The following is an 11,925-nucleotide window of genomic DNA, read 5'->3' as shown; positions in this document are numbered from 1 at the left end:
CGATAAAGAAAACCCCGCTTCGGCGGGGTTTTTACTTTGGTCTTTTTCAAAAATAAGTCGTTGTTGTGAGAGTCACTCCGGCGGTCGTATCAGCCGATATGGTGCTCTTCTGTACGCATAAGTGTTTCATAGCGGCCCAGCAGGGGTTCATGATTCAAATACCGCCGTAGCATATCTTGTGCGGCAAAGGCGATGATGCCCTTTCTCAGGCTCGGATTCTGGATCCCCACCTTCAATGTCTGTGCCACTCCGGTTTTACCATCCCACAAGGCAATCGAAATTCCATGCGCAGTTTCAGAGCCGATGGCCATGGTAAGTTCTTGATTGTTAATGATATAAGTTAATAGTGACTCGGCGCTAGCGGGTAACCAACCCAGATGGCCTATCAGTTGTGGAATGGCCGCTGCGAGGGAGTGTAGCACCAAGCCTGCAGATCCGGACTCGTAGATGTGTAGTGACCGCCCAGCCAGTTTATCGGCTAACTCGCCAGGGAGATCCAATTCATCCCGAGCCACCATAAACGGAGAAATCACGGCGAGTAACTGTGCCTCTGCGGTTGCAAAGTCAGTCTGCTGCGACTGCTGGCTGATCAATTTGAGTTCAATGATCGGCATGGAAGAGCGATAGCCCAGATCGATGTGCTCTGGCCAAGTTTGGGTATCCAGTCGATCACTGAGCGAGGACTCGGAGACGCCAAAAGTGAAATAGCGGCGAACTTCGGTCGTGCCAGCAGCAAAATGGGTGCCCAGATCCGGCAATATTTGTTCATCGACCATCTGTTTGAATTCTGATGGCACTCCCGGGGTGAAATAGCAACGCGCTTTGCCAATGCGCAGATGAAAACCACAGGCAGTTCCAATCGGATTATGAATCAGTGTGGCACCAGTAGGTAGCATGGCCTGTTTGCGATTGCTCTCCGGCATGTCGCGTCCGCGCGAACTGTAACGTTCAATGAGCAATTGCAGCCATTCATCGCGGAGCTCAAGCTCCACTTCTGCGGCTAACGCAGCGGCTTCCGTGGTTTTATCATCCGAGGTTGGACCAAGACCGCCATTCACAATCAGGATGTCGGCGACCCGTCCCCGCTCCCGCAGGATTTCGACTAGGTCATCCATCCGATCGCCGACGGTTTGTCTGCGTCGCACTTGCCAGCCGTGATCGAGTAGTCGCTGGCATAGCCAGGCGGAGTTGGTATCTACGGTAAAGCCGGTGAGGACTTCATCACCGGTTGAAATAATTTCAATGATCATAGGTTACAAGATCCTCATGCAATCCACAGTGGCCTACTGGCTAGGCCATATGGTGAAAGGATGAGGGTATGTAATCTTGTGTCGGCTGGGAAGTGATTAATCCGTTGGGAGCCTAGTCTTGGTTTAGGCTCGGGTGGGAACATTGCTATGGTCGAAGTAAAAGCTAATCCGGGTTCGCGGATTCAGGTACTCAAACACCGGTGCCGGTAGGCGAGCTGGAGATATCACCTTGCCAATGGTCAGACCGACATCTTCCAGGTCGATGATCGGAGCCTCCTGACGGGGGATGGCCGGGTCATAGATTAGTACGCTGGGAAACAGTAACCGCTTCGGATTGACCGACATGACCAGACCAACCTGACCATTGGAGAGCTGTACCACGCTGCCGGGTGGGTAGATACCCAGTTGCTTGACCAGCAGGCCGATGTAATCCTTATTGAGCTGTTTGGTGCGGTTCTTGAACAAGAAAGAGAGCACCACATGGGGAACCTTGGCCTTGCTCTGATCCTGGGGATGACAGAGCTCATCATATTCATCGACCACGCTGACCATCTGGGTCAATTTATCCAGCTGCTCGGCTTTGAGACCCTCGGGGAAACCGGAACCATCCAGACGTTCATGGTGTCGGAGTACCACTTTTTTGGCGGTGTCGGGGCAGTCTTTGGTTAAATCGAGTAGCTCATGGCCATACCGGGTGTGCTGTTTTAACAAATTCAGTTCCGGCCGCGTCAGAGGTTCTGTCTTCCGCAGGATCTGGGTTGGAATGCGCAGCATACCGATGTCGTGGACCAGGGCGGCGAAGCCGACTTGCTTCATCTCTTCCTCGGTAAAGCCTGCCTCTTTGGCCAGTAGCATGCTGAGGATCGAGACGTTGAGCGAGTGATAATAGATGCTCTCGCCTTCTGGAGACTCCGACATCAGGTGCAACACCATTTCATCAGTGCTGAGAAGCTGGGCAACAATCCCATCGACCAATTCTTGTGCTTCCTTGATGGCCGTCAGTGGTCGAGTCTGCAGCTTGTTCATTAGATTCCGCAACTGGCTGAGCGAGCGCTCGAAGGCTTTTTCGCTACGTTGTAGATTGCGGCGGTACAGCTTGAGTTGTTCGATGCGACGCTCTTTCTCGGCTGCCAAAGCGGCTTCGATATCATCGAGTGTACTTTCAGCTGTGGTTTCGCTGGTCGGGGCCTCTATTTCCTGGACCGGTTTGGGAGGCATGGAGGATTTGTCGGGAAACATGATGACTTGCTTCAAGCCGAGCCGGCGGATCAGATCGATCTCCTCCTGACTTTTTATGGCGAAGCTGGAAAACAGAAAGGGGTGATCCTTCCAGTTGAGCGGGAGTTTGACATAGTTACCGATCTGCAATCGGTCGACAGAAATTTTTATACCAGTCATCTACTTAGAGTACACATAAAACCAGCGCCTATGCCAGGCAAAGGCAAAGAGGAGTCAGGAGTGCATTCTATCGATCTTGTCCCAAAATAGCTAAGAGGTGACAGCGTGCTATCGATTGGTGTAGATTTCTGGATGTCCAGACGTTTTTACTGATGTAGTACAGGAAGTGCACCATGCCTATCAAGATCCCTGACCGTTTGCCAGCTGCTGACGTGCTCGGCGCTGAGAACATCTTCGTCATGACCGAAAGTCGTGCCCTTCACCAGGATATTCGTCCGTTGCGTGTCCTGCTGTTGAATCTGATGCCAAAGAAGATCGAGACGGAAATCCAGCTGATGCGCATGTTGTCCAATTCGCCATTGCAAGTGCATGTCGATCTGTTACGCATCGATGATCGCGAATCCAAGAATACGCCTAAGGCGCATCTGGATACCTTTTATCACGACTTTGCCCAGGTGAAACACAACCGCTATGACGGTCTCATTATCACCGGTGCCCCCTTGGGGCTGACCCAGTTTGCCGATGTAGTCTACTGGGATACCCTGGTCGAAATCATCGAATGGTCGCGTCAGCATGTCACCTCAACCCTGTTCCTCTGCTGGGCGGCTCAAGCGGCGCTGAAGGTGATTTACGGTTTGGAAAAACAGACCCGTGCCGTGAAGCTCTCCGGCGTCTATGAGCATTGTCGGCTGGTTGCGCATGACCCATTAGTGCGTGGATTTGACGATCACTTCCTGGCACCGCATTCGCGTTATGCCAATTTTGATGGCGACTTTATCCGTAGCCACACCGATTTACAGGTCTTTGCCGAGTCCGAAGAGGCGGGTGTCTATCTGGCGGTCAGCCCTGATTGTCGCCAGGTCTATGTAACGGGGCATCCGGAATATGATGCCGATACGCTACATCAGGAGTTTGTACGGGATACCGGGGCTGGAATTGATCCACAGTTACCGAAAAATTATTACCGCAACGACGACCCGAATCAGCCACCGCGAGCGACCTGGCGCAGCCACGGACATTTGCTGTTTGCCAACTGGCTGAACTATTACGTGTACCAGAATACGCCGTTTGATTTGAACAACTTACCGTGAGGACTCACTCCCCCTGCCAGCCATACCGGTTCAAGTCGATCGGGGATGCGGGGTTGCAGGAGATCCCTTCTTGTTGCAGGCGAGCCTGCTGTCGATGGTAGTCCTCGTCGCGTAAGGAAAGTGTACCGAAACGATTGACCACCCGATGCCAGGGCAAGCGTGTATCCTCGGGGAGTCGACACAGGATACCGCCCACCTGGCGAGCCGCGCGAGGGGAGCCAGCCAGGCGAGCGACTGTGCCATAGGTCGCGACCCGGCCATACGGAATCGCCGCTATCACCTGATAGACGCGCTGGGTAAAATTGGTTGTGATCTCTTCCTCTCCGGGAGGAGTGAGGACAGATGAGTCGAGCATGGCGTTGGCCCTACAGTTTTTTGCCATACTGCCAGCCACTCCAGAACTCGTCCAGTCAACAGCCGGATGATGATTTCGCCTTTGGGGGCTCTGACCCGCAAGGGCCCAAGTAGTAATGAGGACAAGCCAGTGGCAGTACATGCGCAAGGAATGCCGATCCAATCCCGACTCACTGAATGTCTGCAGGAGCGTATCCTGCTGATTGATGGTGGCATGGGGACCATGATCCAGAGCTACGGGCTGAAGGAAGCGGATTATCGCGGTGAGCGTTTTGCTGCCTGGCCTAGCGATCTGAAGGGAAACAATGACCTGTTGGTGCTCTCAAAGCCCGAGGTGATCCGCGAGATCCATGAAGCCTATCTGGCTGCCGGTGCCGATATTCTCGAAACCAACAGTTTCAACGCCACCCGCATTGCGATGGCGGATTACCAGATGGAAGATCTCAGTGCCGAGATCAACCGCGAAGCGGCGCGCCTGGCTCGTCAGGCGGCCGATGCATGGACCGCCAAAGACCCGAGTAAGCCGCGCTTTGTTGCCGGTATTCTTGGCCCCACCAACCGGACCTGTTCCATTTCGCCGGATGTGAATGATCCCGGTGCCCGGAACGTCACCTACGACGAACTGGTTGCTGCCTATACCGAATCGACGCTGGCCCTCCTCGAGGGTGGCGCTCATATCATCATGATCGAGACCATCTTCGATACCCTGAATGCCAAGGCGGCGGTGTTTGCGGTGGAAGGGGTTTTTGACTCGCTGGGGTACCGTCTGCCGGTGATGATTTCCGGCACCATCACGGATGCCTCAGGACGCACGCTCTCCGGTCAGACGACAGAAGCCTTCTACAACTCACTGCGCCATGCCCGCCCACTGTCATTTGGTCTCAACTGTGCGTTGGGCCCCAAGGAGCTGCGGCAGTATGTGGAGGAGTTGGCACGCATCAGCGAAACCTATGTTTCGGTACACCCGAATGCCGGCTTACCCAATGCTTTCGGTGGTTACGATCTGGAAGCTGACGAGATGGCGGATCATATCCACGAGTGGGCCAAGTCCGGTTTCCTGAATCTGGTCGGCGGTTGCTGTGGCACGACGCCCGCTCATATTGCGGCCATGGCCAAGGCGGTGGACGGTTGCAAACCGCGAGCCTTGCCCGAGATCCCGGTGGCCTGCCGCCTGGCGGGTCTGGAGCCGGTCACCATCAGTGCCGATTCCATGTTCGTCAACGTGGGTGAGCGGACCAATGTCACCGGCTCGGCCAAGTTCAAGCGTCTGATCCGCGAAGAGAACTACGATGAGGCGCTGGATATCGCCCGTCAGCAGGTGGAAAGCGGCGCCCAAATCATCGACATCAATATGGACGAGGGGATGCTGGATGCCGAAGCCTGCATGTCGCGTTTCCTCAAACTCATCGCCTCCGAGCCGGATATCAGTCGGGTGCCGATCATGGTCGACTCCTCGAAGTGGGAGGTGATTGAAGCGGGCTTGAAGTGTATTCAAGGCAAGCCGGTGGTCAACTCCATCTCCATGAAGGAGGGGGTCGACAAGTTCATCGCTCAAGCCAAACTGGTCCGCCGCTATGGCGCGGCTGTGATTGTCATGGCGTTTGATGAGCAGGGACAAGCCGATACCCGGGCGCGCAAGTTCGAGATCTGCCAGCGTGCCTATCGCATCCTGGTCGACGAGGTGGGCTTCCCGCCGGAAGATATCATCTTCGATCCGAATATCTTTGCGGTGGCCACCGGGATCGATGAGCACAACAACTACGCCATGGATTTCATCGAAGCGGTGAAAGACATCAAGGATAACCTGCCTCATGCTATGATCTCCGGCGGTGTCTCCAACGTCTCCTTCTCCTTCCGTGGCAACGAGCCGGTGCGCGAGGCGATCCACTCGGTGTTCCTCTACTACGCCATCAAGAACGGCATGGACATGGGCATCGTCAACGCAGGTCAATTGGCCATCTATGAAGATATTCCGGCTGAGCTGAAAGCCGCAGTCGAGGATGTGGTGCGTAACACCCATCCGGGGGCTACCGAAGCGCTGTTGGCCATTGCCGAGAAGTACCGTGGCGGCGCTCAGCAGGTGGCGGACCCGCGGGATCAGGAGTGGCGCAGCTGGCCTGTCACCAAGCGGCTGGAGCATGCGTTGGTCAAGGGGATCACCGACTTTATTGATGAGGACACCGAGCTGGCTCGTCAGGAGTGTGCGCGCCCCATCGAGGTCATCGAAGGGCCACTGATGGCCGGGATGAACGTGGTCGGCGATCTGTTCGGTGCGGGCAAGATGTTCCTGCCTCAGGTGGTGAAGTCAGCGCGGGTGATGAAGCGGGCCGTGGCCTACCTGCAGCCTTATATCGAGGCTGAAAAAACCGGCAGCAGCAGTAACGGCAAGATTGTCATGGCGACCGTGAAGGGCGATGTCCATGACATCGGCAAGAATATTGTGGGTGTGGTGCTGCAGTGCAACAACTTCGAGATCATCGATCTCGGGGTCATGGTGCCCTGCGAGAAGATCCTGCAAACCGCTCGCGAGGTGAACGCCGACATGATCGGCCTCTCCGGTCTTATCACTCCGTCGCTGGACGAGATGGTGCATGTCGCCAAGGAGATGCAGCGCCAAGGCTTCACCATACCGCTGCTGATTGGCGGGGCGACCACCTCCAAGGCGCATACTGCGGTCAAAATCGAGCAAAATTACCAAGAGCCGGTGGTGTACGTCTCCAACGCCAGCCGAGCGGTCGGCGTGGCCCAGAGCCTACTGTCCGCTGAACTCAAACCGGCATTTGCAGCCCGACTGGCCAAGGAGTATGACGCCGCTCGCGAGCAGCATAATCGCAAGCAGCCACGCACCAAGGCGGTCTCGCTGGCAGAGGCGCGTGCCAATGCCTGGTCTTGCGATTGGAGCAGCTATCAGCCGCCAAAACCGGCCAAGCCGGGCATTCATGTGTTACGTAATGTGCCGATTGAAACACTGCGCCGCTATATCGACTGGACCCCGTTCTTCCTGAGCTGGGAGCTGGCAGGCAAGTATCCGCGCATCCTGGAGGATGAGGTGGTCGGTGAGGAGGCCAAGCGCCTGTTTGCCGATGCCCAGGCCATGCTGGATCGGTTGAGTGGCAGTGGTGAGGTGGAAGTGACGGGCATGCTGGGGCTGTTCCCGGCGAACAGTATTGGCGACGACATTGAAGTCTATACCGACGAGAGCCGTAGCCAGATCAAGACAGTACTGCGCGGATTGCGGCAGCAGACGGACAAGGCCAGCCAGGCGCGGGACGGCAATATCTTCCCCAATTACTGCCTCTCCGACTATGTGGCCCCCAAGGCCAGTGGCGTCGCCGACTGGGTCGGAGCCTTTGCGGTGAGTGGTGGCTTTGGCGAGTCGGGGCTGGCTGAAGGGTTCAAGGCAGCGGGGGATGACTATAACGCCATTCTGGTGCAAGCCGTGTGTGATCGTCTGGCGGAGGCTTTTGCCGAATACCTGCACGAACAGGTGCGCACCGAGTATTGGGGCTATGCGCCGGATGAGGCGCTCTCCAACGAGGATCTGATCCGCGAGAACTACCAGGGCATACGTCCGGCACCTGGCTATCCGGCCTGCCCCGAGCACACCGAGAAAGGCACCCTCTGGCAATTGCTTGGTGTTGAGGAGACGATTGGCATGCAGCTGACCGAATCCTATGCCATGTGGCCGGCTGCGGCGGTTTCCGGTTGGTACTTCAGTCATCCGGATGCCAAGTACTTTGCGGTGGCGGGGATCCAGCCTGACCAGGTCAAAGACTATGCCGAGCGCAAGGGCATGACCCTGGAAGAGGCCGAGCGCTGGTTGGGACCGAATCTGGGGTATCAACCGGAGTAATAGCCGAAAATCCGCAACTGGTTTTCGCCAGGCAGGGCACCTTCGGGTGCCCTGCGCCGTTAGAGGTAGTGGCATCTAAACAACTGGCAGAGTCACAGCGGCCCGGCTCGTACCGTGGCACAATAGCGTGAGAAGACAACAGGCAAGCATGGAAGAGGGATGGGGATGAGAGCTGTAATTGGCGCTGTAGCTTTGGCCGCTACGATATGGGGGGGCGTGGCTCAGGCTTCGTCGGGGGAAGATGCTCAAGGGCGTGCCTATCAGCAGTTGCTGACCGAGTTTATGACGTTGTCGCAGAGCGAATCGCCATTGGCCTATATCCGGCTGGTGGCTGAACCCGTGGTTCAGGATCCCAGCGATAAAAATTTCACCGATCTGGTCGCCCTGCTCAAGCCCCATGTGCAGCAAGAGCCGCGTGCCGCCCTGCTCTACGCGGCATTGCTCAGCGCTCAGGCTCACAAACCGTTACTCCGCACCCAGAGCGACAACGGGCAGATATCGTCCCAGCAGATCAGCCTGTGGCGGGCGCTGGACAAGGATCCCATGATGCAGCAGGCCAATGCCTTGCTGACCGGTCAGTGCCAGCAGCAAAACCTGCAAGCCTGTATGGCCTGGTTTTTCCAACTGGTGGATCTGGGCACCCCCATCATGATGGCCGGCTCCGAAACAGAACAGCAGCAACTGCTGGCCTCGCTGGTCGCGCCGGAGAATGAGGTGCGGCGGGTGGCGATCATGAACTATGCCCAGCAGCCTTCACCCGCGTTGGCCAGTCTGATCGCCAGTTTGTATAGCAAGGGGCTGGCCCCCATACCGCCTGAACAAGCTGCTGGATTGGGCTTTGTGCGGGATGCCGAGAAGGCGGCGCAGTGGCAGCAGAAGGCGCAGCCCTGAGCGAACATGGTGTGAACCTCCGGCAGCCATCGCTTGCTGTGACGGGGAGCCAGCGCGGATAATAGGGCCTCGGCATCATGCCGGGGTTTTTTTTGCGGATCTCGGTCGCTATTTCGCGATGGCGAGCGTCGTCATCCATCTGCCGGGCGTAACAGAGGGATCTTGATGGTTACCATGCAGGATGTGGCCGAAAAGGCCGGCGTCTCCAAATCCACCGTCTCACGGGTGCTCAGTGGCAAGGTATTGCTGAGTCAGGCCACCCGGGATCGCGTCAATGCCGCGATTGCCGAATTGGGATTTCGTCCCAACACCTTGGCCCAGGCTTTGGCCAATCAAACCTCCAATACTCTGGGGTTGGTGGTCTCGAATTTCGAAGGTCCCTATTTTGGTCGCCTGCTCAAAACCATGGCCCAGCAAGCGGAGCTGGCGGGTAAACAATTGATGGTCACCGATGGTCATGATGATCCGCTCAGGGAGCGAGCCGCCGTCGAGCTGCTGGTGGACCGCTGTTGTGATGCCATCATCCTCTACAGTCGCTATATGCCGGAAGCGGATCTGGTGCAGTTGGTCGAGACGCTTCCGGTGCCGCTGATGGTGATGAACCGTCCGGTACCCGGGTATCCGGAGCGGGCCGTGGTATTCGATCAGACTGGCAGCGTGACTGCCGCCATGGAGTACCTCTTGGCGCAGGGGCATAGACGCATCGCTTGCATCAGTGGTCCGCAACGGACGCTGACGGCCCGCGCGCGACTCATGGCCTGGCAGCAGAGCTTGCAAACGGCAGGCATTCAGGCTCCCGAGAGCTGGCTGGTCGAAGGCGATAATCTGGTGGAGGGAGGCTATCGGGCCTGTCAGCAGCTGTTGGCGCGTGGTATCGACTTCACGGCGCTGTTTGCCAGCAACGATGATATGGCCATCGGCGCCTTGCGCGCCTTGCGCGAGGCGGGGATCCAGGTCCCGGCACAGGTGTCGTTGTTTGGCTTCGATGATGAACCGGCAGCGGCTTACCTCTCCCCAGCCTTGAGTACCGTGCATATCCCAATTGAGCAGATGAGCGAGCTCGCGGTCCATCAGGCTCTGCGTCTGGCGTCCGGTCTGCCGGTGACGGCCCTGCCGCCGTTCTGTGGCCAGTTACGGCTGCGGGAGTCCTGCCAGCAGCTCCAGGATTAGCCGATGAAAGCACTAGCGGCTGATGCCAGCGTGTGGCTGGAGCAACAGCTCGGACATTTGCAAACGACGTCCCCTCTGCTGGGGCGTGGTTATCAATTGCGCCTGGCGACACCTGCCGATCGGGACGCGATCCTGCTCCTGGAGCGTTACTGTTTTTCTCCCTGGTTGGCGTTTGGTCGTCGCCATTGGCGGGAGCAGTTGCGGCGGCAGAGTCGCCGCGTCTGGTTGATTCTGGATGGCGAACAGGTGCTGGCCTATATGGCGTTGCTCCCGCACCGGGGTTGGCATCAGGTGTCGCTCACGGCATTGGCGGTGCACTGGCAGCATCGCGGCCGGGGTCTGGGCACACTCTTGCTGTCACTGGCCGAGCTGGAGGCTCGGGCCCATGGTTTACCGCGCCTGCGCCTGGAGGTGGATTGCGACAATCAGGGCGCCCTCGATCTCTATCAACGCCACGGATATGTCGCACTTCGCACCATCCCTGACTATTATGGCGTGGGCCGACCGGGTATCCGCCTGGAGAAACGGTTGCCAGAGAGCGCGTGAATCATAAGCGGCTCATACATCTTCGAGAGGATGGCGCTGCGGCGCCCCAATACGAGAATTCAGCAATGTTGAAAAATCTGCGTGCTATGACGTTCTGGAGCTGCTCCATGTTACTGGCTCTGCCGTGCGGAGCGGCGATTGCGGCCAAGGCTCCGGATCTGGCCTCGCAACTGGCCACCATGGATAAGGCAGCGATGACGTCGCTGGATAGCTGGGTCTATACCGTCGACGGCCTGGATGTGACCGCCTGGCTGGATACCACCCCGGTGATCATCAAGGTACCGATCCTCAATGAAAAGCGTGAATGGCAAGGCGACAGCCGTTACTACTTCAAACAGGGCAAGCTGTTTGCGGTTCAGATGCCCTATGGTCGTTATCAGTTTGATGGCAAGGGCGCCATGATCCTGTGGCAGGACGAAACCGGTACCCAGAGCGAGTTACCGGGTACTGCCGCCTGGAGTACCCGTCAGGAGTGGTTGAAGAAGCGGGCCCTGCAATTACAAAATGCGTTTGCTCCCAGCGCCTATGAACAGCGACTGAAGAAGCCGGGCAGCGATATTCAGCTGCAGGGGGCGGCACGAGTGGAGTATCTGTGCGTGGGTCAGCTCTACGCGTTGACCCGAGCGGAAAAATTAATCCATGAGGCCGGTGCTCTGACGGCAGCTGGTAACAAGTTATCGGGCGCAGCACAGGCGCGTTTCGCCACCGGTTGGCGCCCATTGGCCTTTACCTGCACCGTGGATGGGGCCGATCGGGTGAGTCATCTGACCTATCAATACACTGGGCCAGTGAAAACCGCGAACTGATGCCGGTTACCGGCTGAGCCATATAAAAACGCCATCCTGCTGGATGGCGTTTTTTATGGGTACTTGCCAGCGATACTAGCGGGGTTTGATCGGCGTCTGGATCAGCAGATCCCAGTAACCGTCGCGGTGGCCATCATTCAGATACTGCTCAAAGCAGGGCCCTTCGGCGGCCTGATAGCCACTACTGGGTAGCCAATCGCGGAACAGCGCATTCCAGGGCGTGGCGAAGTCATCGTTCTCTACTCGACAGCGGTAGCAGGCATAGGTACCGGCAGGCACAGTTTGCAACTGGACCTCCCCTTCGACCGGCGTTCCGGCCGGAACGCTCAGGGCGACATCCGCCTTTAACTCGTCAGGCGGGGTGATCTCCGGGTTATCCCAGTAGAGGGCCAACCAGTCGCCCGCCAGCAGGTTTCTGGGCTCAGCCCATGCCATCAGACGGTTGAAGCCATCGGGCATGGTCTCGTTGTAGGGGCCAATGACGCGAATATAGGCGACCAATTGCGGCTCGCGGTTGATGATCTGTACATCCATTAGGTGACTCCTTGTGGTTATCCCATGACGGC

10 protein-coding genes are annotated in these 11,925 nt (G+C 57.3%); 6 read left to right on the top strand and 4 right to left on the bottom strand.

What is annotated here, in order from left to right; all coding sequences use genetic code 11:
- Positions 1–89: 89 nt before the first annotated feature.
- Entirely contained in the window at positions 90–1,250 is a 1,161-nt protein-coding gene (locus ACZYUB_RS10145) for a molybdopterin-binding protein (protein WP_463947591.1), read from the bottom strand.
- Between the two features lie 123 nt (positions 1,251–1,373).
- Complete coding sequence (locus ACZYUB_RS10140) at positions 1,374–2,648, bottom strand: HD-GYP domain-containing protein (RefSeq protein WP_463947589.1); 1,275 nt, start codon at positions 2,646–2,648, stop codon at positions 1,374–1,376.
- A 173-nt stretch (positions 2,649–2,821) separates the two neighbouring features.
- Between ACZYUB_RS10140 and metA the strand changes: the two genes are divergently transcribed.
- Positions 2,822–3,739 (top strand): homoserine O-succinyltransferase MetA, encoded by a 918-nt coding sequence (gene metA / locus ACZYUB_RS10135; protein WP_463947587.1) that lies wholly within the window; start codon positions 2,822–2,824, stop codon positions 3,737–3,739.
- Positions 3,740–3,743: 4 nt separating this feature from the next.
- On the opposite strand, the gene ACZYUB_RS10130 is transcribed toward metA, so the two are convergent.
- The gene (locus tag ACZYUB_RS10130; RefSeq protein ID WP_463947586.1) at positions 3,744–4,121 is read right to left on the bottom strand and encodes an MGMT family protein; all 378 of its coding nucleotides are present in this window, start codon (positions 4,119–4,121) and stop codon (positions 3,744–3,746) included.
- 123 nt (positions 4,122–4,244) lie between these two features.
- Here ACZYUB_RS10130 and metH point away from each other — a divergent pair, with 123 nt between their 5' ends.
- The 5 genes from metH (at position 4,245) to ACZYUB_RS10105 (ending at position 11,359) form a co-directional block, all read left to right on the top strand.
- Positions 4,245–7,946 (top strand): methionine synthase, encoded by a 3,702-nt coding sequence (metH, locus tag ACZYUB_RS10125; RefSeq protein ID WP_463947600.1) that lies wholly within the window; start codon positions 4,245–4,247, stop codon positions 7,944–7,946.
- Between the two features lie 165 nt (positions 7,947–8,111).
- On the top strand, positions 8,112–8,837 hold the full coding sequence (locus tag ACZYUB_RS10120; RefSeq protein ID WP_463947585.1) for a hypothetical protein: 726 nt from the start codon (positions 8,112–8,114) through the stop codon (positions 8,835–8,837).
- 165 nt (positions 8,838–9,002) lie between these two features.
- Positions 9,003–10,007, top strand: a complete 1,005-nt coding sequence (locus ACZYUB_RS10115) for a LacI family DNA-binding transcriptional regulator (RefSeq protein ID WP_463947583.1) — start codon at positions 9,003–9,005, stop codon at positions 10,005–10,007.
- 3 nt (positions 10,008–10,010) lie between these two features.
- Positions 10,011–10,553 carry an N-acetyltransferase family protein gene (locus ACZYUB_RS10110; RefSeq protein ID WP_463947582.1) on the top strand — a complete coding sequence of 181 codons (543 nt, stop codon included), beginning with the start codon at positions 10,011–10,013 and terminating at the stop codon, positions 10,551–10,553.
- A 65-nt stretch (positions 10,554–10,618) separates the two neighbouring features.
- Positions 10,619–11,359, top strand: coding sequence for a hypothetical protein (locus tag ACZYUB_RS10105; protein WP_463947580.1), 741 nt, complete (start codon positions 10,619–10,621; stop codon positions 11,357–11,359).
- Between the two features lie 75 nt (positions 11,360–11,434).
- Here the strand turns inward: ACZYUB_RS10105 and ACZYUB_RS10100 are convergent, their stop codons facing one another.
- On the bottom strand, positions 11,435–11,893 hold the full coding sequence (locus ACZYUB_RS10100; RefSeq protein WP_463947578.1) for a GyrI-like domain-containing protein: 459 nt from the start codon (positions 11,891–11,893) through the stop codon (positions 11,435–11,437).
- Positions 11,894–11,925: the final 32 nt, after the last annotated feature.

Source organism: Pseudaeromonas sp. HNCC25DJ182 (assembly GCF_055413365.1).
The sequence above is the reverse complement of the archived record's forward strand: the minus strand, read 5'-3'. Positions and strand labels throughout refer to the sequence as shown.

Bases quoted from the DNA above. Each gene is read 5' to 3' on its own strand.
- ACZYUB_RS10145 (WP_463947591.1), bottom strand. From the start codon at position 1,250: ATGATCATTGAAATTATTTCAACCGGTGATGAAGTCCTCACCGGCTTT.
- ACZYUB_RS10140 (WP_463947589.1), bottom strand. From the start codon at position 2,648: ATGACTGGTATAAAAATTTCTGTCGACCGATTGCAGATCGGTAACTAT.
- metA (WP_463947587.1), top strand. From the start codon at position 2,822: ATGCCTATCAAGATCCCTGACCGTTTGCCAGCTGCTGACGTGCTCGGC.
- ACZYUB_RS10130 (WP_463947586.1), bottom strand. From the start codon at position 4,121: ATGGCAAAAAACTGTAGGGCCAACGCCATGCTCGACTCATCTGTCCTC.
- metH (WP_463947600.1), top strand. From the start codon at position 4,245: ATGCCGATCCAATCCCGACTCACTGAATGTCTGCAGGAGCGTATCCTG.
- ACZYUB_RS10120 (WP_463947585.1), top strand. From the start codon at position 8,112: ATGAGAGCTGTAATTGGCGCTGTAGCTTTGGCCGCTACGATATGGGGG.
- ACZYUB_RS10115 (WP_463947583.1), top strand. From the start codon at position 9,003: ATGGTTACCATGCAGGATGTGGCCGAAAAGGCCGGCGTCTCCAAATCC.
- ACZYUB_RS10110 (WP_463947582.1), top strand. From the start codon at position 10,011: ATGAAAGCACTAGCGGCTGATGCCAGCGTGTGGCTGGAGCAACAGCTC.
- ACZYUB_RS10105 (WP_463947580.1), top strand. From the start codon at position 10,619: ATGTTGAAAAATCTGCGTGCTATGACGTTCTGGAGCTGCTCCATGTTA.
- ACZYUB_RS10100 (WP_463947578.1), bottom strand. From the start codon at position 11,893: ATGGATGTACAGATCATCAACCGCGAGCCGCAATTGGTCGCCTATATT.